This window comes from Curtobacterium sp. NPDC086286, from assembly GCF_044746255.1.
In the GTDB taxonomy this organism is placed as follows: domain Bacteria; phylum Actinomycetota; class Actinomycetes; order Actinomycetales; family Microbacteriaceae; genus Curtobacterium.
Genome location: NZ_JBIVBW010000005.1, coordinates 108,705 through 128,791, shown reverse-complemented (window position 1 = coordinate 128,791; position 20,087 = coordinate 108,705). Strand labels below are relative to the sequence as shown.

Sequence of the window (20,087 nt, the reverse complement as noted above, 5' to 3'; positions counted from 1 at the left end):
GCCCGACGGACGTCAGTCGGTCGTGGGCTTCTCGCCCCGCTGGAGCGACTCGACCACGTCGACGGCCCCGCTGACGAGGTCGGCCTGGTCGTCGCCGGCCGGCACCCGGTAGTCCGCGGAGACGCCGTCGCCACCCGTGCCGCTCGTCGGCAGCGGGTCCCCCAGCGACACCACGACGACACCGGCGTCGTGCGCCGTCTGGATGACCCCGGTCAGCGCCGAGGCGTCGACCGCCCGCACGAGCAACGCCTTCGCGCCCGTGCGCACGAGCTGGTCCACCGCGGTGCGCTGTGCGGCGGCGGACCCGTCGGCCGGTGCGACGCGGACGTCCGCGGCGAAGCCGGCGTCGGTCAGTCCGGCCCGCAGGTCGGTACCGAGCGTGTCCTGCCCGGGTTCGAGGACCACGCCGATGACCGCGTGCCGGTCGAACCCGCCGTCGGAGCTGGTCAGGTCCGTGCTCTGCACCGGCGTGGGCGCCGCCGACGTCGTGCCCTGGCAGCCGGCCAGGGCGAGGGCCGCACCGATGACGACGGTGGCGGTGACGACGCGGAGGAGCACGACCGCCACGCTACCCGCCCACCGCGACGACGGACGGTGCCGGGACGGGGCCGAGGCGACGGACCGCGGCGACGGCGAGCACCGCGATCAGGGTCATGCCGCCGAACACGAGCGGGAACGACACCGCGGCGTCGGCACCGCCCGTCCCGATGAACAGCAGCCCGGTGACGGCGAGCCCGATCACGCTGCCCGAGGCGTCGGCGATGGTCAGGGCCGAGCTCGCGAACCCGTCGTCGCCCTCGCCGGAGAAGCGCAGCGTCAGCATCGAGGTCCGCGGGTAGATCGCCCCCATGCCCGCGCCGCCGACGAACCACCCGACGACGAGCAGCCACCACGGCAGGCCGAACGTGGCGACCGTCAGCGCCGTGAGCAGGCTGACGAGCACGAGCGCGAGACCGATCGCGAAGGTCCGGGTCGCGGTGAGCCGTTCCTCGCCCAGCCGTCCGTGCAGCCAGCTCGACCCGGCCCAGCTGAGCGCCGCGACCGTCAGTGCGAGCCCCGCCGCCGAGGCGGACAGGCCGTCCTTCGCCTGCAGCAGGAACGGCACGTACGCCTCGCTGCCGAAGAACGAGGCGGCGACGAGCCCCCGCAGCAGGATCACCGACGGCAGCCCCGGGGCGGCGCGGAAGGTGCCGGCGGGCAGCAGCGGGCGGAGTGCGAACCACGTCCCGAGGAGGCCGATGAGCACGGCGGCGACCCGCGCCCACGCGCCGAGGTCCGGGGCGACGTTGAGCAGCAGGATCGCCACCGCGGCGGCGACCGACCAGCCGATCCGGGACCGCTGCCACGCCGGACGGACCTCGGGTGCGGGTGGGTGCAGCCGGCCGAGGGTCGGGACGAGCAGGGCGAACGCGCCGACCGCGATGACGAGTGCACCGGCGAACACCCAGTGCCAGTTCCAGACGTCGGTGACGATGCCCGCGAGCGCCGGACCGACGAGCGCCGGCACCACCCACGCGGCGGCGAACCCGGCGAACACCGGGCCGTGCAGGTCGGCGGGGAAGATCCGGGCGACGAGGACGTAGAGCACGACGTCGATCGCGCCGGCACCGAAGCCCTCGACGAGCCGGCCGACGAGGAAGACCTCCATCGTCGGGGCCAGCATGACGACGGCGGTGCCGACGGCGAAGAGGCCGGCCGACACCCACGCCACGATGCGTCCACCCGCGCGGTCGGTCCAGTTGCCCGCGAGGACCATGCCCGGCACGCCGGCCGCCAGGGGTGCGGCGAAGGCCAGCGCGTAGAGGGTCTCGCCGTCGAGGTCGCGGCTGATCTCCGGCATGACGGTCGTCATCGCCAGGTTCTGGAACGCCGCGACCGCGACGATCGCGACCATGCCGACGGTGGCGAGGGCGTAAGGTCCGCTGAACAGACTGGTCCTCGTCGCCGCGGTGCTCACCCGATCATCGTAGGGCCGCCCACGGACGCCGGGCGGGCCGCCGAGGTCGGGCCCGCCACCGCCGTCGAGTGGGTCAGCGCGCGAGCGCCTGCTGCAGGTCCGCCACGAGGTCGCCGGCGTCCTCGATGCCGACGGACAGGCGCACGACGTTCTCCGGCACCGCCAGCTCCGTGCCCTTCACCGACGCGTGCGTCATCTCGGACGGGTACCCGATGAGCGACTCGACCCCGCCGAGCGACTCGGCGAGCGCGAACACCTCGGTCGACTCCGCGAAGCGACGCGCCGCCTCGGGCCCGCCGCTCAGCGCGACCGAGAGCATGCCCCCGAAGCCGCGCATCTGGCGTGCCGCGACGTCGTGGCCGGGGTGCTCGGCGAGCCCCGGGTAGTACACGCGCTCGACACCCGGAGCACCGACGAGTGCCTCGGCCACCGCCTGGGCGTTCCGCGAGTGCCGCTCCATCCGGACCGCGAGGGTCTTGATGCCGCGCGTGGTGAGGAACGCGTCGAACGGCGACGAGATCGCCCCCGCGCCGAACTGCAGGAACTGCACCTTCGCGGCGAGCTCCTCGTCGGCGAGCACCACGGCGCCGCCGACGACGTCGGAGTGGCCGCCGAGGTACTTCGTCGTCGAGTACACGACGACGTCGGCGCCGAGCGACAGCGGCTGCTGCAGGTACGGCGACGCGAAGGTGTTGTCGACGACGACCACGGCACCGGCCGCGTGGCCGATCTCGGCGAGCGCGGCGATGTCGGCGATCTTCATGAGCGGGTTCGTCGGGGTCTCGACCCAGAGGACGGTCTGCGTCGGAGCACCCTCGAGCGCGGCCCGGACGCGGTCGGTGTCGCTCATGTCGACGACCACGAGCTCGACGCCCCACGGCACGTGCAACCGGCTGACCAGGCGGTGGGTCCCGCCGTACACGTCGTTGCCCATCACCACGCGGGCACCGGGGACGAGCGTGGCGCGCAGCAGGGCGTCCTCGGCGGCGAGCCCGGACGCGAACGAGTACGCCGCGACGCCGCCGTCGAGGTCCGCCAGGAGGGTCTGCAGCGAGTCGCGCGTCGGGTTGCCGGCGCGCGAGTACTCGTAGCCGTTCCGCATGCCGCCGACACCGTCCTGCACGTACGTCGACGTGAGGTGGATCGGGGGGATGACGGCGCCGGTGGGGCCGTCGGGCTCCTGGCCGGCGTGGACGGCGCGGGTGCTGAACTCGGTCATGCGGGCTTCGTTCCTCGTTGGGTCGGGGGCGTCACGCGGGACGCGGGTCACTCGGACAGGTAGGCGAGCAGGTCGTGGCGGGTCAGCACGGTGACGGGCTTGCCGTCCTCGACGACGAGCAGGGCGTCCGCCGACTCGAGCGCACGTCGCGCCGACGAGACCGACTCGCCGACACCGATGAGCGGGAGCGGGTCGCCCACGAATCCGGACAGCGCGTCCGTCATCTTCGCGGCGCCGGTGAAGACCTGCTCGAGCAGGTCCTTCTCCGCCACCGCGCCGACGACCTCGCCGATGACGACGGGCGGTTCGGCGCTGAGCACGGGCATCTGCGAGACGCCGTACTTCGTCATGATGTCGACGACCTCGCGCACGGTGTCCGCCGGGTGGGCGTGGACGAGGTCGGGCAGCCGGCCGTCCTTGCCCGCGATGAGCGACCCCACGGTGCGCTCGTCGTCGGTCTCGGCGAAGCCGTAGGAGCGCATCCACCGGTCGTTGAAGATCTTGCCGAGGTAGCCGCGGCCGCCGTCCGGCAGGAGCACCACGACCACGTCGTCCTCGGTGAGGTCGCGGGCGGCGCGGAGCGCGGCGACGACCGCCATGCCGCTCGAGCCACCGACGAGCAGTCCCTCTTCACGGGCGAGCCGACGGGTCATCGCGAACGAGTCGGCGTCCGACACGGCGATGATCTCGTCGGGGACTCCGGGGTCGTACGCGGTCGGCCAGAAGTCCTCGCCGACGCCCTCGACCAGGTACGGGCGACCGGTGCCGCCCGAGTAGACGGAGCCCTCGGGGTCGGCGCCGACGATGCGGACACGGCCGTCCGAGGCCTCCTTCAGGAAGCGTCCGGTGCCGGAGATGGTGCCGCCGGTGCCGACACCCGCGACGAAGTGCGTGATGCGCTGCTCGGTGTCGCGCCAGATCTCCGGACCGGTGGTCTCGTAGTGGCTGCGCGGGCCGTTCGGGTTGGCGTACTGGTTCGGCTTGTAGGCGCCGGGGATCTCGCGCACCAGCCGGTCGGACACCGAGTAGTACGACTCCGGGTGCTCGGGCGGGACGGCCGTCGGCGTGACGACGATCTCGGCGCCGTACGCGGTGAGCACGTTCCGCTTGTCCTCGCCGACCTTGTCGGGCAGGACGAACACGCAGCGGTAGCCGCGCTGCTGGGCGACGAGCGCGAGGCCGACACCGGTGTTGCCGGAGGTCGGCTCGACGATGGTGCCGCCGGGGCCCAGGTCGCCGGAGGCCTCGGCCGCGTCGATGATCCTGGTGGCGATCCGGTCCTTCGACGACCCACCGGGGTTGAGGTACTCGACCTTCACGAGGACGGTCGCGCGCACCCCCTCGGTCACCCGGTTGAGCTTGACGAGCGGGGTGTCGCCGACGAGGTCGACCACGGAGTTCGCGTAACGCACGCGGTCGAGTCTAGGCGGCGGACACCGTCTTCCGCTGGGATGCGACGTGGGCGGACACCGCCGCGGAGACCTCCTGCCGGCGGCGGTCGATGACCTCCCCCATGTCCCGGGCGAGCGCCGGCGTGCCGCGCACGATCTGGTCGAGCGCGGTGGCGGGCACGACCAGCACCGCGACCTCGGTGAGCGCGACGGCGGTGGTGAGCAGCGCCTCCCGGGTCAACGCCGTCTGCCCGAGGTAGTCGCCGGTCTCGACGCGCGTCGCCGGCAACTCGGCGTCCTCGAACGGGACGCGCAGGTCGACGCTGCCGGACAGGACGAACCGGACGGCGTCGGGCACCGTGCCGGCCGTGACGATCGTCTCGCCCGCGGCGTACCGCTCGAGTCGGACGAGCGGTGCCAGCGCGGCCCCGTCGTCGCCCGTCAGGTACAGCGTGGGCGCGATCGACGCCAGGGCGGCGTCCCGACGCTCGTCGGTGACGAAGTCGTCGGTCGTGTCGCCGTCGAGGCCGAGCCCTGCGCGCCGGGCGGCGTACCAGAGCCACATCCGGAACTGGGCGAGCGCGTCGCCCTCCTGCGACGGTCCGCGCACCTCGAAGGACACGGTGTACGACGATCCGCCGGTCGGCACCGCCACCGGCTGCGTGCCGGGGTACCGCTGGGGCAGGCCGGACGCGACCCGCTGCAGCAGGGCGACCACCGCTGCCGGAGGGTCGTCCGTCGTGAACGTGACGTCCGTGGCGACCGGGAACGTGCCTCCTGTCCGGCTGAGGTTCGTGAACGACGCCCCCGCCAACGAGGAGTTCGGCATGATGAGGATCCCGGCGCCCGTGTCGATGTGCACCGACCGCCAGTTCACCTCGACCACCCGGCCGCGCACGCCACCGGCGTCGAGCCAGTCCCCCAGCCGGAACGGCTGCTCGAACAGCAGGAACAGCCCGGCGATCACCGGGCCGACGGCGGACTGCAGCGCGAGGCCGATGACGAGCGAGCCGACACCGAGCGCGGTGAAGATCCCGCCGACGTCCGCGCCCCAGACGATCTTGAACACCAGCGCCAGCCCGAGCGCGATGAGCACGATGCGGGCGATGTCCACGAAGATCGACGGGATCTTCTCGCGCCAGGTGCCCTTCCGGGCGTTCGTGAACAGGACGATGTTCAGCCCGTTCAGCACGAACACGATCACGAGGAACCCGAGCACGGTGCCGATGATCTGGTTCACCACGGGCTTGCCCGGGTCGACCGCGTCGGTGACCTGGACGGACAGGACGAGGATCGCGATGATCGGCACCACGGCGTTCCGCAGCAGTCCGACCACCTTGTGCAGCGAGTTGCCGCGCCGCTCGAGGTTCGACTGCAGCTCGGTCAGGACGAGCAGCAGCAGCGGCAGGCCGACGATGACGCTGATCGCCGGCCAGAACCACGGCTGCTCCCAGAACGCGGTCACGACGCCGCTCCGGTGCGCTCGAGCTTCCAGACCCGCTGCGGTCCGGCCTGCGTCTGCACCTCGCCGGCGTCCTGCACGCCCCCGCGGTCGCCGAGCTTGTCGACCACGCGCTGCGTCGCGTACACGCCCGGCGCCGGGGCGATCCCCTGCACCCGGTACGCCAGGCTGACGGCGTCGCCCCACATGTCGTAGACGATGCTCGAGCGCCCGACGAGCCCGCTCGTGACCTGGCCGGTGTCGATGCCGGCGCGCAAGCCGATCTTCGATCCGTGCTGCGCGTTGAAGCGCTCGAGCACGCCCTGCGCCTCCTCCGCCCAGTCGACGACGCGGCGGACGTTGTCCACGCGCGGCACGCTCAGGCCGCAGCTGGCGAGGTACCCGCTCCGGGTCGTGCGCACCCGCTCGACGCCGTGGCGGGTGGCCGCCTCGTCGAGGGAGCGCCAGACGTCGTTGACGAGGGACAGGGACTCCTCGGCCGTGAGGCCGGCGGCGAACTCGTCGAACCCGATGATGTCCGCGTAGACGACGGCGACGTCCTGGTGGTCGGCCGCGATCGTCTCGTCGCCCTGCTTGTAGCGACGGGCGACCTCCTCCGGCATGAGCGTCAGCAGCAGGGTGTCGTTCTGCCGCCGCTGCTCGTCGAGCAGGTCCTGCTTCACCTGCAGGCTGCGGCTCATGTCGTTGAACGCGAGTCCGAGGTCGCCGATCTCGTCGCCGGCCTTCGTCTGCACCTCGACGCCGAGGTCGCCGGACGACACCCGGTTCACCGCCGTCTGCAACCGGCGGATCGGCCGGACGAACACCTGGGCCAGCAGCAGGGACAGCAGGCTGACGAGGACGATGATCCCGACGAGCGCGAGGCCGATGTTCCGGGCGAAGTCGTTCACCGGGGCGAACGCCTCGGCCGTGTCCATCTGCGCGACGACGACCCAGCGGAGCCCGTCGACCTCGAGCGGCGCGTACGCCGCGAGCACCTCCTTCCCGCGGTAGTCGGTCGAGATCACGGTGCCGGACTTCCCCTGCAGCGCCCGTGTCACCGGCGTCGTGTTCACCTCCTGCAGGAGCACGGAGCCCTTCACCGCGACCTGGCGGGCCGCGGTCGACGGCGCCGTCCCGGCAGCGACGACGTCGCGCTGGTACTGCTTCGGGTGCTCGATGAGCTGGCGCGGGTACGACCGCATGAGGTGGTCGGCACCGACGAGGTACGACTCCCCGGTGTCCCCGAGGCCGTCGTCCTTCCACTGCTCGTTGCCCGTCATGACCTGCGTGATGAGGTCGACCGGCACCTGGACGGCCATCACCCCGATGATCTTGCCGTCCTCCCCCACCGGCGACATCACCCAGAGCGTCGGGACGTTGAGGCTCGGCACGTACCGCGCGAAGTCCGTCACCACGAAGTCGTCCGAGCTCGTCAGCTGCAGGGCCTGCTGGTACCCGGTCGCGAGGTTCGAGTCGCGGTAGGGCCCGCTCTCGAGGTCCGTGCCGAGGTCCGCGCCGGAGTACGCCGAGTACACGACGTCCCCGTCGGTGTCCATGAGCAGGAGGTCCTCGTACCCGGCGGACTCGACCGCCTGCTTGAAGTACGGCTGGTACTCGGCGTGCGCCGCCGACCACGCGCTGCCGTCACCGGCGTCGTCCTGGTCGATGGCCTTGTCGTAGTCGGTGAACGGCGCCGTGTACCGCGCCTGCAGGTAGGCCTGCGGGTCCTCGGTCGGCGCGAACTGGTCCGGGTTGGCGGTGCCGCCGTTGCGGTCGTCGAGCTGCGGGACGAAGGAGTCCCGGTACCAGTCCTCGACCTTCGTGTGGTCGTCGTCGGACACCGGCCGCGACTGCAGGTCGTCCCACCCGGACTCGAACGCCTTCGTCGCGCCGATGACGCTCTCGTTGCAGGTCTGCGCGACGACCGTCTGGGTGAACTGGCCGAACGAGCGCTGGAGTTCGGTGATCCTCGCCTCGCGCAGCGAGGTCACCTGGTTGAACGCCGCGGCCTCGAGCGAGCTCCGGCCGTTCAGGTAGCCGACGACACCCACGACCAGCGCCGCCACGATGCTCACCGCGAGGAGCATCACGAGGAGCTTGGACTGGATGTCGAGGGAGCCGCTCGTGAGGAACGCGCGGAACTTCCCCTTCTTGCGGGGCGCGTCCTCGACGACGCGTGGTGCATCGGGGGCGATCGGGCCCGTGGGCGGGATGGGGTCGGACGTCGGTGGGACTGCTGTCACTTCGGACTCCGCTCAGGGGCACGGTGCGCTTGAGTGTGGTTCCTTCACAGCTACCACACGAGCATCGTTCGTGTCCGTCGGGTCGACCGGAAAACGCCGTGGTCGCGACCCGACGACGGACGGGAGGCGCGGTGCGGGCCCGCACCGCGCCTCCCGTCCCGCCTGCGGTGCGCCTGGTGCGCGCTCGGCTGGTGCGCGCTCGCCTGGTGCGCGCTCGCTTCGTGCGTCAGCTGCCGACGGCGTCGGCGGGGGCGTTCTGCTGGTGGTGCAGCATCGCGTAGGTGCCGTCCCGCTCGAGGAGCTCCTCGTGCGTACCCTGCTCGACGATCCGCCCGTGGTCGAGCACGAAGATGACGTCGGCGTCGCGGATCGTCGAGAGCCGGTGCGCGATCGAGATCGTCGTCCGGCCCGCCGCGGCGTTGTCGAGGGCCGTCTGCACGACACGCTCGGAGATCGAGTCGAGGGCGCTCGTCGCCTCGTCGAGCACGAGCACCGGCGGGTCCTTGAGCAGCACCCGCGCGATCGCGATCCGCTGCTTCTCGCCGCCGGACAGCCGGTAGCCGCGCTCCCCGACGACCGTCTCGTAGCCGTCCGGGAACGAGGCGATCGTCTCGTGGATGTTCGCCGCGCGCGCGGCCTGCTCGATCTCGTCGTCGGTCGCGTCCGGCTTGGCGTAGCGCAGGTTGTCGCCGATGGTGGCGTGGAAGAGGTAGGTCTCCTGGCTGACGATGCCGACGTGGCGCATGAGGTCCTCGTGCGCCAGCTCGCGGACGTCCTGTCCGGCGAACCGGACCGAGCCCGCGGTCGCCTCGTACAGCCGGGGCACGAGGTACGACACGGTCGTCTTCCCCGCACCCGACGGCCCCACGAACGCGGCGAACTGACCGGGCTGGAGCTCGAAGGACACCCCGCGGAGGGTCGGCTTGTCCGCCTCGCCGTCCGGGTAGGTGAACGTCACGTCGTCGAAGGCGACGTGCCCCACCCGGGACTCGTCGACGGGCTTCGCCGTGGGCGGGTCCGTGATGGCGGGCTTGAGGTCGAGGTACTCGAAGATGCGGGCGAACAGCGCGCCGGAGGTCTGCAGGTCGAGGACGACCCGGAGCAGACCGACGGTCGGGAACAGCAGCCGGGACTGCACGGTGGTGAAGGCCACGATCGTGCCGGCCGTGATCGGGACGTCGCCGATGATGAGGTACGCGGCGACGACGTAGATGATCGCCGGGATGATGGACAGGAAGATCGACACGATCGCGAAGAACCACTGACCGGACATCTGCTGACGGACCTGCAGGCGGATCTGGTTGCGGTTCTCGTTGCCGTACCGCTGCGTCTCCGCGCGCTGCTGGTTGAAGCTCTTCGCGAGCAGGATGCCGGAGACGCTCAGGGCCTCCTGCGTGATCGCGGTCATGTCCGACAGCGACTCCTGCGTCTGCGCGGCGATCTTGGCCCGGACCTGGCCGACCCGTCGCTGCGCGATCACCAGGAGGGGCAGCAGGACGACGGCGACGAGGGTCATCTGCCAGCTGAGGAGCAGCATCGCGACGACGGCGGCGATCACCGTCACCGTGTTGCCGAGGATCGACGAGATCGTGTTGTTGAGCACGCTCGCCACGCCACCGACGTCGTTCTGCAGGCGGGACTGGATGACACCGGTCTTGGTGCGGGTGAAGAACGCGAGCTCCATGCGCTGGAGGTGTCCGAACAGCCGCATGCGCATCGCGCCCATGACCTTGTTGCCGACCGTCGCGGTGAGGTAGGTCTGCCAGACGCCGATCCCCGCGCTCGCGATCCAGAGCACCACCATGGCACCGACGAGCACGTACAGCACGGGCAGGTCCGGCCCGCCGCCGCCCTTCGGGAAGAGCCCCTCGTCGAACGCCCGCTGGGTGAGGAGCGGTGGGACGACGGAGATCGCGGCGCCGATCAGCACCAGCACGACGGTCAGGATGATCGCGTTCCGGTGCGGCACGAACAGCCCGGCGATGCGCTTGAGGAGGTTCGGGATCTTGGGCGCCTCGGCGTTGGCGGCCTTCTGCGCCTCGAAGTCGCCGCTGGAGATCCGGCCGCCACCGCGACCACCGCCGCCGCCGCGCATCCCGCCGTGCATGCTCACGACGCGTCACCCCGATCCATGCTGCAAACCTAGCCCCGGGGTGGGACATCGGGCCGCCGTGGCTCATTTGACCCCGTTCAGGGGGCATGCGACCATTTCCCGTCCCCTTCCCCGCACCACTCGAGGTCCCATTGACGTCCGCGCCCACCCGCCCCACGTCCCTCCGCGCACAGCTCGCCCGACGGAAGCCGATCGAGCAGCTGCAGGCCGAGGCCTCGGCGGGGGTGGACGGCGAGCCGCTCCGGCGGTCGCTCGGGGTCTGGCACCTCACGATGATCAGTGTCGGCGCCACGCTCGGCACCGGCATCCTCGTCGTCCTCGGGACCGCCGTGCCGCTCGCCGGTCCCGCGGTCTGGATCTCCTTCGTCGTCGCCGGTGTCGCCGCCCTCCTCTCGGCGCTGTCGTACGCCGAGATGGCGGGTGCCGTGCCGACGTCCGGGTCGAGCTACTCGTACACCTACGCCACCATGGGCGAGGGCATCGCCTGGGTGTGCGGCTGGTGCCTCGTGCTCGAGTACGCCGTCTCCGTGGCCGCCGTCGCGGTCGGCGCGAGCGAGTACGTCGACGAGACCCTGCGGGTGTTCGGGCTGCACCTGCCGACCGCACTGTCGGCGCCTCCGGGCGAGGGCGGCATGGTCAACCTGCCGGCCGCCGTCCTGGTGCTGCTCGCCACGGCGGTCCTGCTCCCGGGTGCGCGCGAGAGCGCCTGGGTGAACACGGTCATGGTCATCGTGAAGATCGCCCTGCTCGTGTTCTTCGTCATCGTGGCCTTCTCGGCGTTCCAGGCGCAGAACTTCGAGCCGCTCGCACCGATGGGTGCCGCCGGGGTCACCGCGGCCGCGTCCCGGCTGTTCTTCTCGTACATCGGGTTCGACGCCGCGTCGACCGCCGGAGAAGAGGCGAAGAACCCGCGCCGAGACCTCCCCCGCGCGATCATCGGGTCGATCGCGCTCATCACGGCGCTGTACATCCTCGTCGCGATCGCGGCCATCGGCGCCCGCTCGTGGACGTCGTTCTCGTCGACCGAGGCCTCGCTCGTGCGCATCGTCGTCGACGTCACCGGACAGCCGTGGGTCGCCCTGGTGTTCTCGATCGGCGCCGTCATCGCGATCGCGAGCGTCGTGCTCACCGTGCTCTACGGGCAGACCCGCATCCTGCTCACGATGGCCCGCGACGGACTCGTGCCGAAGGTGTTCGGCCGGGTCTCGCACCGCACCGGCACCCCCGTCTGGAACACCCTCATCATCGGGGTCGTCGTGACGATCGTCGCCGCACTGGTACCGCTCGGGGAGCTCGCGGACGCGACGAGCATCGGCACGCTCGTGGCGTTCGCCCTCGTGAACGTGTCGGTCATCGTGCTCCGTCGGACCCAGCCGTCGCTCGAGCGGTCGTACCGCGTGCCGCTGTTCCCCGTCGTGCCGATCATCGGCGCGCTCTGCTGCGTGCTGCTCGCGGTGTTCCTCGGCATCGGCACCTGGATCGCCTTCGGCATCTGGATGGTCGCCGGCGCCGCGCTCTACCTGGCCTACGGCCGCCGCCACAGCACGCTGCGCTGACGCGCCCGCCGCCCGCCCGCCCGGCTCTTCCGCCGGACTTCACGCGCTCACCGACACTTCACGCGCGCCGCAGCCCGTGAGGTGTCGCTCAGCGCGTGAACTCCTCCGTCCACAGGCGTCGCGGCAGTGGCCGCTCATCCACAGATTGCGGCCGGTCGAGTCCGGGCCGCCGGCGAACGGCCAGCCTGAGCGCATGAACTCGCCAGCACAGCGCCCCCTCCTGCTCCGAGCGACCGCGGCGGACCCGTCGCACGCCCGGCTGCTCCAGCGGCGACATGCGGCCGGGTCACTGGTGCGACTCCTCGCGGGTGTGTACATCTGCACTGCCGACTGGGATCGACTGGACCCGGTCGGCCGCCACCTCGCCAGAGCTCGGGCGGTGGCACCGCGACTGCGTCCGGGATCGGTCTTCTCCCACCTCAGCGCAGCCCTCATCCACGGCTGGCCGCTGATCGGCGATGCACCGGACCGTGTCCACGTCACCGATCGGGCGGCCCCGGTCATCCAGCACCGTGCCGGGCTCATCCGTCACCCGAGCAGCCGAACCCCCTGCACCCGAGCGCGCCCGTTCGACGGCGTCCCGGTCACGTGCACCTTGGACACCGCGTGCGCCGTCATCGCGACGGAGCCGGCGCACGTCGCCGCGGTCGCCGTCGACGCAGCCATCCGAGGCGGCACCCTGGCCTTCGCGGACCTCCGGCAGGCGGTGCCGGTGCGCCCGGCCCGGGGTTCAGTGCGCGCCGAGACGGTGCTCGCAGCGCTCCACGTGGGCCACGAGTCGGTCGGCGAGTCCTTCACCGCAATCCGCTTCGTCCAGCTCGGACTCCCACCCTGCGAACCACAGGTGGAGTTCCGCCACGCGGACGGCTCAGTGGATCGAGTCGACTTCTGGTTCCCGTCGCTCGGTGTGGTCGTCGAGTTCGACGGTCGGCAGAAGTACGTGGACCCGAGCATGCTCGACGGGCGCGACCCCGCCGACGTGCTCTGGGCGGAGAAGCGGCGGGAGGACCGGCTCCGATCGCTCCCGGCTGTCCGCTCGGTCATCCGCGTCACGTGGTGGCACCTCGTCGAACTCGATCGCCTCCGAGCGCTGTTCCGCGCACACGGCGTCTGGGTGTGACGGAGACGATCTCACGCGCTCAGCGACACCTCACGGGCGTCGGGCGGCATGAAGTGTCGCTCAGCGCGAAAAGTCCCGGCCGCAAGCCCCCCGCACGCGACGAAGGCCGCCGCCCCGAGGGGCAGCGGCCTTCGTGACCGAACGGTCGAGACTACGCGAGCTCGATCGTGGCGCCGGCGGCCTCGAGGGCCTCCTTCGCCTTGTCGGCCGTCTCCTTGTTGACACCCTCGAGGATCTTGGCGTCGGCGGTCTCGACGAGCGCCTTGGCCTCACCGAGGCCGAGCGACGTCAGGCCACGGACCTCCTTGATGACCTGGATCTTCTTGTCACCAGCGGACTTGAGGACGACGTCGAACTCCGACTTCTCCTCAGCGGCCTCGGCCGGGGCGCCGGCGGCGGCCGGAGCGGCAGCGGCGACCGGGGCGGCCGCGGTGACCTCGAAGACCTCTTCGAACTTCTTCACGAAGTCCGAGAGCTCGATGAGCGTGAGCTCCTTGAAGGCCTCGATGAGCTCGTCCTGCGAAAGCTTCGCCATGATTTTCTCCTACTACTAGCTAGATCGTGTGGTTGTGGAACGCGAGCCTGATCAGGCCGCGGACTCCTGCTTCTCGCGAAGGGCGTCCACGGTGCGGACGGCCTGCGAGAGGGGGGCCTGGAACAGGTACGCAGCACCGAACAGCGAGGCCTTGAAGGCGCCGGCGAGCTTGCCGAGCAGGACTTCACGGGACTCGAGGTCGGCGAGCTTGTCCACCTCGGTCGCGGAGAGCGGGTTACCGTCGAAGTAACCACCCTTCACCACGAGCTCGGGGTTCGCCTTGGCGAATGCACGCAGCGACTTCGCGACGGCGACGGTGTCACCGTGGACGAAGGCGAGAGCGGACGGACCGGCGAGCTCGTCGTCGAACGACGAGATGCCGGCGTTGTTCGCCGCGATCTTGGTCAGCGTGTTCTTCACCACGGCGTACGTGGCGTGCTCACGGATCGAGTTGCGGAGCTCCTTGAGCTGCGCGACCGTGAGACCGCGGTACTCGGTGAGCAGAACGGCGTTCGAGCTACGGAAGGACTCCGTGAGCTCGGCGACCGCAGCTTCCTTGTTCGCCATGGTTCTCCTTGGGGTTCTTGCCGGCAGCCCCAGGACTCCACCACATGAAAAAAGCTCCGGCGCAGAGGCTCGGAGCTGCTCCCCCGCGAACGGAAGGAGAGGTTCGGAACACCTGCGCGGGCTGCCTCATGAGTGAGGACCTTCGTTCGCGCTGCGAGCAGCACGACAACCGGCGGTCTTTGGCTTCGAGAACTGTAGCACGGCACGACGGTCGCGACCAACCGTCGGACGGGAGGCGCGGTGCCGGCCCGCACCGCGCCTCCCGTGCGTCAGTCGGTGGCGGACGGGACCGGGGTCGCCGACCAGTCGTCGGTCGCGTCCTCGGACGGGGAAGCGGAAGCGGACGCGGACGCGGACGACGCAGCAGGCGCAGCGGCCGCTGCCGACGCACCGCCAGCCGCAGCCACGGACGACGCCGCGGCCGACGCCGCGTCGGCCACCGGCCGCTCCGACGGCAGGTGCACCGTGAACACGGTGTCCCCCGGCTCGCTCGTCACGTCCACGGACCCGCCGTGCGCCTGCACGACCGCGTCCACGATGGCGAGCCCGAGCCCCGTCGACCCCGCGGTGCGCGAGCGGGAGCTGTCGGCGCGGGCGAACCGCTCGAACAGCTTCGGCAGGAACTCCGGGTCGATGCCCTGCCCGGTGTCCCGCACGGTCAGGTCCACGCCGGTCCCCGAGGCCGACGGCGCGAGCCCCACGGTGATGCGGGTGCCGTCCGGGGTGTGGGTCCGGGCGTTGGTGACGAGGTTGACGATCACCTGGTGCAGGCGCGCGGCGTCGCCCACCACCGTCACGGGGGTCGACGGGACGTCCACCTCGATCGGGTGGTCCGGCGATGCCGCGTGCGCGTCGTTCACCGCGTCGAGCACGAGCCCGGTGAGGTCCACGTCGTCGAACTGGATCTCGCGGCCCTCGTCGAGTCGGGCGAGCAGCAGCAGGTCCTCGACCATGCTCGTCATGCGCTTCGACTCGGACTCGATCCGGCTCATCGCGTACACGACGTCCTTCGGCAGGTCCGCACCCATCCGACGGGTGAGCTCGGCGTACCCGCGCACCGATGCCAGGGGCGTCCGGAGTTCGTGCGACGCGTCGGCGACGAACTGGCGGACCTTCTGCTCGGAGCGCTCGCGGGCCTGCATGGCGCCGGCGATGTGGCCGAGCATCCGGTTGAAGGCGCTGCCGACGCGGCCGACCTCGGTGCGGGGGTCGGTGTCGGGCACGCGGACGTCCTGCAGGGCGTCGCTGCGCTCGAGTGGCATGCGGGCGACGGTCGAGGCGGTCTCGGCGACCCGTTCGAGCGGCCGCAAGGACCGGCGGACGACGACCGCGGCGACGACGGACGCGGCGACGAGCGCTGCCGCGACGACGATGATCACGACGAGCAGCAGCGACCGGACGCTCTCGTACACGGGCGACATCGGGAGTCCGACCACGAGGACGGCGTTGCCGAGCACCGGGTTGTCGACCTGCACGGCGGCCACGCGGTAGCGGCCGAGCGATCCGCCGAGGTCCATCGTGGCCGGGTCGACGCCGACCTTGACGTTGCCCAGGCGGTCGAGCTGCGTCGTCGTGAGCTGCAGCCGCGAGCTGTTGTCGGTCAGGACGATCCCGCCCGCGCCGCCACCGGAGAAGTAGTACGCGGTGAGGGTGCCGGCCGCCTGGCCGAGGGGTTGCAGGGCGTCGTCGTTCGGGCGCTGCCCGTTCGGGTTCTGCTGTCCCTCGCCGAACTTCGTGCTCGCACGGTCGGTCGCCTTCGAGAGCTGGCTGTCGATCGTGCCCGTCTGGATGGACGCGAGCGCGATGATGCTCCCGGCACCGATGACCGCGCTGACGGCGACGACGAGCGCGACGATGCTCAGGACGAGCCGACGACGGAGGGTCACTGCACCGACCTCAGGACGTGGGCTTGATGACGTACCCGACGCCGCGCACGGTGTGGATCATCGGGGTCTCGCCCGCGTCGATCTTCTTGCGCAGGTAGGAGATGTAGATCTCGACGACGGAGGACTTGCCCCCGAAGTCGTAGGACCACACGCGGTCGAGGATCTGCGCCTTCGACAGCACGCGGCGCGGGTTGCGCATCAGGAAGCGGAGGAGCTCGAACTCGGTCGCGGTCAGCTCGATCGGCCGACCGGCGCGGGACACCTCGTACGACTCCTCGTCGAGCACCAGGTCACCCACGACGATGCGCGAGTCGCCGGCCTCGGAGATCGAGATCTGCGAGCGACGGATGAGCCCGCGGAGCCTCGCCACGACCTCTTCGAGGGAGAAGGGCTTCGTGACGTAGTCGTCGCCGCCCGCGGTGAGACCGGTGACGCGGTCCTCCACGGAGTCCTTGGCGGTGAGGAACAGCACGGGGGTGTCGTCGTTGTTCTGCCGCAGCCGGCTGAGCACCTGCAGACCGTCGAGGTCCGGCATCATCACGTCGAGCACCATCGCGTCCGGCTTCCACTCGCGCGCCGTGCTCAGTGCGTCCTGGCCGCCGTTCGCGCTCTTGACGTCCCAGCCCTCGTAGCGGAGCGCCATGGACAGGAGGTCGGTGAGGCTGGCCTCGTCGTCGACGACGAGGATGCGCAACGGGGTTCCGTCGGCACGCGTGAGGCGCGGGGCTGCTGCAGGCTGGGAGATGGTCACGTCTTCGAGTATCGAGAGTTTCCTATGAGCGGTCTGTGGAGCGCCCCTCGGCGCTCTGTGGATTCCCGAGCAGGCACTCGGCGTCCGCTCCGTACCGTGAGCGCCATGCTCCGATCCTCGGCCTGGCCGGCCTCTGCCCGATCCGTCGACACCGCGCGCATCGAGGAGTCCGCCCGGATCGCAGGCGGTCCCGGGAGGCGCGGCGCGACCCCGGCGGACCGGCTCGCGTTCGCGCGGTCGGTCGCCTCCACGGCCCCGCTGCTGTCCGCGGGGACGGCCGGCGGGTCCTTCGCCGCGCTCGCTGCCGTGGCGGCCGCGGACGTCGCGCTCGCACGCACGGTCGAGCCGCACCTCGACGCACTCGGCATCCTCGCGCAGGCCGGGGTGGACGCCCCGGAGGGGTCGACGTGGGGCGTGTTCGCCGCCGAGGGCCCGGGGCTGCGGCTCACGGCGACGTCGGGCGGCTCGGGCGGCTCGTTCGCGCTCGACGGCACGAAGCCGTGGTGCTCCCTCGCGTCGAGCCTCTCGAACGCGCTCGTCACCGCGCACGTCGGGGACGACCGGCAGCTGTTCGCTGTGGACCTCCGGCAGGACGGTGTGACGGTGCACGACGAGGCCTGGGTCGCCCGTGGCATGCCGGACGTGCCGAGCGGCCCGGTCGACTTCGCCGGGGTGCACGCGACGCCCGTCGGCGCTCCCGGCTGGTACCTCACGCGTCCGGGGTTCGCCTGGGGCGGGATCGGTGTCGCGGCGTGCTGGTGGGGTGGCGCGGTCGGACTCGCCCGGGTCCTCCGCTCCCTGGTGGTGTCCCGGCCCGGGTCCGAGCTGCTGCAGGCCGCCCTCGGCGCGACGGTCGCCGACCTCGCCGACGCCGAGGACGCCCTCGCCGACGCCGCGGCCCGGATCGACGGCCCGGGCACCGACTCCGGCGACGCGGCCGCCCCGATCTCCGACGACGACTGGTCGCTGCTCGCGCAGGTCGTGCGCTCCCGGGTCCGCCGGGCCGTCGACGCCGTCCGGGAGCGGGTCGTGCGGACGATCGGCCCCGCTCCCCTGACCTCGGACCCGGCGGTCGCCGCGCGCGTCGCCGACCTCGAGCTCTACGTGCTGCAGGACCACGGCGAGCGGGACCTCGCCCGCACCGGCCGCATCGTCGTCGAGCGCGGCGGTGTCGCGTGGTGAGCTTCGACCACCGCGAGCCGGGCACCGACCCCGCCGACTGGACGTCCTTCCTGCGGTCGGTGCCCTCGCTGCCGGTGCGGCTCGACGGGGTCGCCGCGGTCGTGGTCGTCGCGCCGCACCCCGACGACGAGACCCTCGGCGCCGGCGGGCTGATCGCGTCCGCCGCGGACGCCGGTGTCCCCGTGCACGTGCTGCTCGTGACCCGCGGCGAGGGCTCGCACCCGGACTCGCCGAGCACTTCCCCCGAGCGGCTCCGGGTGATCCGGGACGCCGAGTTCCGGGCGGCGCTGGCGGCACTCGCCCCCGCGGCGAGCGCGACGGTCCTGGACGTCCCGGACGGCGGGCTCCGTGAGCACCCGGACGTGCTCCGGGCGGCGCTCACCGAGCGGGTCGGGCCGGTCGACGGTCCCGTGCTCGTCGTCGCGCCGTGGCGTGGGGACGGGCACCGGGACCACCGCATCGCGGGCGAGGTCGCCGCGGACGTCGTCGCGGGCACTCCGGGAGCGGAGCTGCTCGAGTACCCGATCTGGGCGTGGCACTGGGACGACCCGTCCGACCCCGCGGCGCCCTGGGACCGGGCCCGGTCGCTGGCGCTGTCGTCGGCGGTCCTGGACCGGAAGCGCGCCGCACTCGACGCCTACACCTCGCAGACCCGGCCGCTCTCGCCGGCCCCGGGCGACGAGGCGATCGTCGACGCCCGGCACGCCGCGCACCACCTGCGGCCGACCGAGTGGTTCTTCGCCGTGTCCGCGGTGCAGTCCTCCCGCTCCCGGGAGTCCTTCGACGCCCACTACGAGCGGAAGCCGGAGGGCTGGGACTTCGAGGGCTCCTGGTACGAACGGCGGAAGCGTGCCGTGACCCTGGCGGCGCTCCCCCGCGAGCGGTACCGGTCCGCGCTCGAGCTCGGCTGCGCGACGGGGGTGCTGACGGCCGCGTTGACCGAGCGCGCCGACGCCGTGCTCGGGACCGACATCGCCGCGGCACCACTGGAACGTGCCCGGCTGCGTGCGCCGGCCGCCCGGTTCGTCCAGGCCGAGCTGCCGTCGGAGTGGCCGGACGGTCGATGGGACCTCGTCTTGTTTTCCGAGGTCGGGTACTACCTGTCGCCGGCGGACCTCGACGCCACGATCGACCGGGCGCTCGGTTCCCTCGACGACGACGGTGTCCTCGTCGCCTGTCACTGGCGGCACCCCGACGACGACGCCGTGACCTCGGGTGACGTCGTGGACGCCCGCATCGCCGAGCGGTGGCCGCGGCCCGCGCTCGTCCGGCACGTCGAGGAGGACTTCGTCCTGAGCGTCTTCCCCGGTCCGTCGGTGGTCTCCGTCGCGACGACGGAAGGGCTGACCCCGTGACGCTCCCCGCACGCGTCGACGTCGTCGTGCCGGCGCACGACGAGGAGGACGGCATCGGCGGCTGCGTCGAGGCCCTCGCCGACGCGGTCCGGGTCCTGCGGCGAGCGCACCCCACCGTCGAGGTGTCGGTCGTGGTCGTCCTGGACGGGTGCACGGACCGGACGGCGTTCGTCCTCCGGTCGGCGGCGGCCGCGGACCCGCTCTGGACCGAGGTCCCCCTCGAGGTCGTCGAGACCGCGCACCTCGGCGTCGGACGAGCACGGGCCGTCGGGACCACCCGTGCCCTCGCGACGGGACCGGAGCCGTCCGAGCGGTGGACGGCCCACACGGACGCCGACTCCCGCGTCGACCCGGGCTGGCTCGTGCAGCAGGTCGAGGCCCACGCCGACGGCGCGCACGTCCTGGTGGGGGCCGTGGTGCCGGACCCGGACGACCTCGACCCCGTGGTCCTCGCCCGGTGGACGCACGCGCACCCGCCGGGGTCGACGCTCGGCCACGTGCACGGTGCGAACCTCGGGCTGCGGGGGGACGTGTGCCTGGCGATCGGCGGCTTCGACCCGGTGCCCGAGCACGAGGACGTCCGGCTCGTCGAGCGTGCACGAGCCCTCGGGTTCGACGTGCGCGCGACGACGGACCTCCCCGTGGTGACGAGCGGCCGGTTCGACGGTCGGACACCGGGCGGCTACGCCGAGCACCTCCGCCGGACGTACGGCGACGCCAGCTGAGGCTTCATCGGAAGTTCTTGGGATCCCGCAGCGCCGCTCATCG

General features: G+C 72.0%; 16 protein-coding genes. 5 read left to right on the top strand and 11 right to left on the bottom strand.

What is annotated here, in order from left to right; translation table 11 throughout:
• Nucleotides 1-12: 12 nt before the first annotated feature.
• From ACIPKM_RS10810 to ACIPKM_RS10780, 7 genes are all read right to left on the bottom strand, one after another.
• Nucleotides 13-558 (bottom strand): substrate-binding domain-containing protein, encoded by a 546-nt coding sequence (locus ACIPKM_RS10810; RefSeq protein ID WP_175475816.1) that lies wholly within the window; start codon nucleotides 556-558, stop codon nucleotides 13-15.
• A 10-nt stretch (nucleotides 559-568) separates the two neighbouring features.
• Entirely contained in the window at nucleotides 569-1,957 is a 1,389-nt protein-coding gene (locus ACIPKM_RS10805; RefSeq protein WP_083403413.1) for an MFS transporter, read from the bottom strand.
• A gap of 73 nt (nucleotides 1,958-2,030) precedes the next feature.
• Nucleotides 2,031-3,176 (bottom strand): cystathionine gamma-synthase, encoded by a 1,146-nt coding sequence (locus ACIPKM_RS10800; protein WP_071295942.1) that lies wholly within the window; start codon nucleotides 3,174-3,176, stop codon nucleotides 2,031-2,033.
• A 47-nt stretch (nucleotides 3,177-3,223) separates the two neighbouring features.
• Nucleotides 3,224-4,588: a cystathionine beta-synthase gene (locus tag ACIPKM_RS10795; protein WP_070418392.1), complete on the bottom strand. Its 1,365-nt coding sequence runs from the start codon at nucleotides 4,586-4,588 to the stop codon at nucleotides 3,224-3,226.
• Between the two features lie 10 nt (nucleotides 4,589-4,598).
• Nucleotides 4,599-6,032, bottom strand: coding sequence for a mechanosensitive ion channel domain-containing protein (locus ACIPKM_RS10790; RefSeq protein ID WP_070418391.1), 1,434 nt, complete (start codon nucleotides 6,030-6,032; stop codon nucleotides 4,599-4,601).
• Nucleotides 6,029-8,254 (bottom strand): adenylate/guanylate cyclase domain-containing protein, encoded by a 2,226-nt coding sequence (locus ACIPKM_RS10785; RefSeq protein WP_402736714.1) that lies wholly within the window; start codon nucleotides 8,252-8,254, stop codon nucleotides 6,029-6,031. Before ACIPKM_RS10785 ends, ACIPKM_RS10790 begins: the two co-directional genes overlap by 4 nt.
• A 226-nt stretch (nucleotides 8,255-8,480) precedes the next feature.
• A complete protein-coding gene (locus ACIPKM_RS10780; RefSeq protein WP_261646598.1) occupies nucleotides 8,481-10,361 on the bottom strand; it encodes an ABC transporter ATP-binding protein in 1,881 nt (626 codons plus the stop codon).
• 92 nt (nucleotides 10,362-10,453) lie between these two features.
• Between ACIPKM_RS10780 and ACIPKM_RS10775 the strand changes: the two genes are divergently transcribed.
• Nucleotides 10,454-11,923, top strand: a complete 1,470-nt coding sequence (locus ACIPKM_RS10775; protein WP_374115153.1) for an amino acid permease — start codon at nucleotides 10,454-10,456, stop codon at nucleotides 11,921-11,923.
• Nucleotides 11,924-12,116: 193 nt separating this feature from the next.
• A complete protein-coding gene (locus ACIPKM_RS10770; RefSeq protein WP_261646591.1) occupies nucleotides 12,117-13,043 on the top strand; it encodes a hypothetical protein in 927 nt (308 codons plus the stop codon).
• A 151-nt stretch (nucleotides 13,044-13,194) separates the two neighbouring features.
• Here the strand turns inward: ACIPKM_RS10770 and rplL are convergent, their stop codons facing one another.
• From rplL to ACIPKM_RS10750, 4 genes are all read right to left on the bottom strand, one after another.
• Nucleotides 13,195-13,578: a 50S ribosomal protein L7/L12 gene (gene rplL, locus ACIPKM_RS10765; protein WP_022907351.1), complete on the bottom strand. Its 384-nt coding sequence runs from the start codon at nucleotides 13,576-13,578 to the stop codon at nucleotides 13,195-13,197.
• 51 nt (nucleotides 13,579-13,629) lie between these two features.
• A complete protein-coding gene (gene rplJ, locus ACIPKM_RS10760; RefSeq protein ID WP_070418388.1) occupies nucleotides 13,630-14,145 on the bottom strand; it encodes a 50S ribosomal protein L10 in 516 nt (171 codons plus the stop codon).
• Nucleotides 14,146-14,414: 269 nt separating this feature from the next.
• Entirely contained in the window at nucleotides 14,415-16,031 is a 1,617-nt protein-coding gene (locus ACIPKM_RS10755; protein WP_261646592.1) for a HAMP domain-containing sensor histidine kinase, read from the bottom strand.
• 10 nt (nucleotides 16,032-16,041) lie between these two features.
• Nucleotides 16,042-16,782 carry a response regulator transcription factor gene (locus ACIPKM_RS10750; protein WP_031274250.1) on the bottom strand — a complete coding sequence of 247 codons (741 nt, stop codon included), beginning with the start codon at nucleotides 16,780-16,782 and terminating at the stop codon, nucleotides 16,042-16,044.
• A 105-nt stretch (nucleotides 16,783-16,887) separates the two neighbouring features.
• Between ACIPKM_RS10750 and ACIPKM_RS10745 the strand changes: the two genes are divergently transcribed.
• The 3 genes from ACIPKM_RS10745 to ACIPKM_RS10735 are packed head-to-tail and all read left to right on the top strand — an operon-like array spanning nucleotide 16,888 to nucleotide 20,044.
• Nucleotides 16,888-17,964, top strand: coding sequence for a hypothetical protein (locus ACIPKM_RS10745; protein ID WP_071296722.1), 1,077 nt, complete (start codon nucleotides 16,888-16,890; stop codon nucleotides 17,962-17,964).
• Entirely contained in the window at nucleotides 17,961-19,319 is a 1,359-nt protein-coding gene (locus ACIPKM_RS10740; protein WP_254790979.1) for a PIG-L family deacetylase, read from the top strand. Before ACIPKM_RS10745 ends, ACIPKM_RS10740 begins: the two co-directional genes overlap by 4 nt.
• Nucleotides 19,316-20,044, top strand: coding sequence for a glycosyltransferase family 2 protein (locus ACIPKM_RS10735; RefSeq protein ID WP_070418384.1), 729 nt, complete (start codon nucleotides 19,316-19,318; stop codon nucleotides 20,042-20,044). The genes ACIPKM_RS10740 and ACIPKM_RS10735 overlap by 4 nt, the downstream gene beginning before the upstream one ends.
• Nucleotides 20,045-20,087 lie beyond the last annotated feature (43 nt).

Excerpts from the sequence above, each read along its gene's own strand:
- ACIPKM_RS10800 (WP_071295942.1), bottom strand. The coding sequence starts at position 3,176 with ATGACCGAGTTCAGCACCCGCGCCGTCCACGCCGGCCAGGAGCCCGAC.
- ACIPKM_RS10780 (WP_261646598.1), bottom strand. The coding sequence starts at position 10,361 with ATGCACGGCGGGATGCGCGGCGGCGGCGGTGGTCGCGGTGGCGGCCGG.
- ACIPKM_RS10775 (WP_374115153.1), top strand. The coding sequence starts at position 10,454 with ATGCGACCATTTCCCGTCCCCTTCCCCGCACCACTCGAGGTCCCATTG.
- ACIPKM_RS10770 (WP_261646591.1), top strand. The coding sequence starts at position 12,117 with ATGAACTCGCCAGCACAGCGCCCCCTCCTGCTCCGAGCGACCGCGGCG.
- rplL (WP_022907351.1), bottom strand. The coding sequence starts at position 13,578 with ATGGCGAAGCTTTCGCAGGACGAGCTCATCGAGGCCTTCAAGGAGCTC.
- rplJ (WP_070418388.1), bottom strand. The coding sequence starts at position 14,145 with ATGGCGAACAAGGAAGCTGCGGTCGCCGAGCTCACGGAGTCCTTCCGT.
- ACIPKM_RS10745 (WP_071296722.1), top strand. The coding sequence starts at position 16,888 with ATGCTCCGATCCTCGGCCTGGCCGGCCTCTGCCCGATCCGTCGACACC.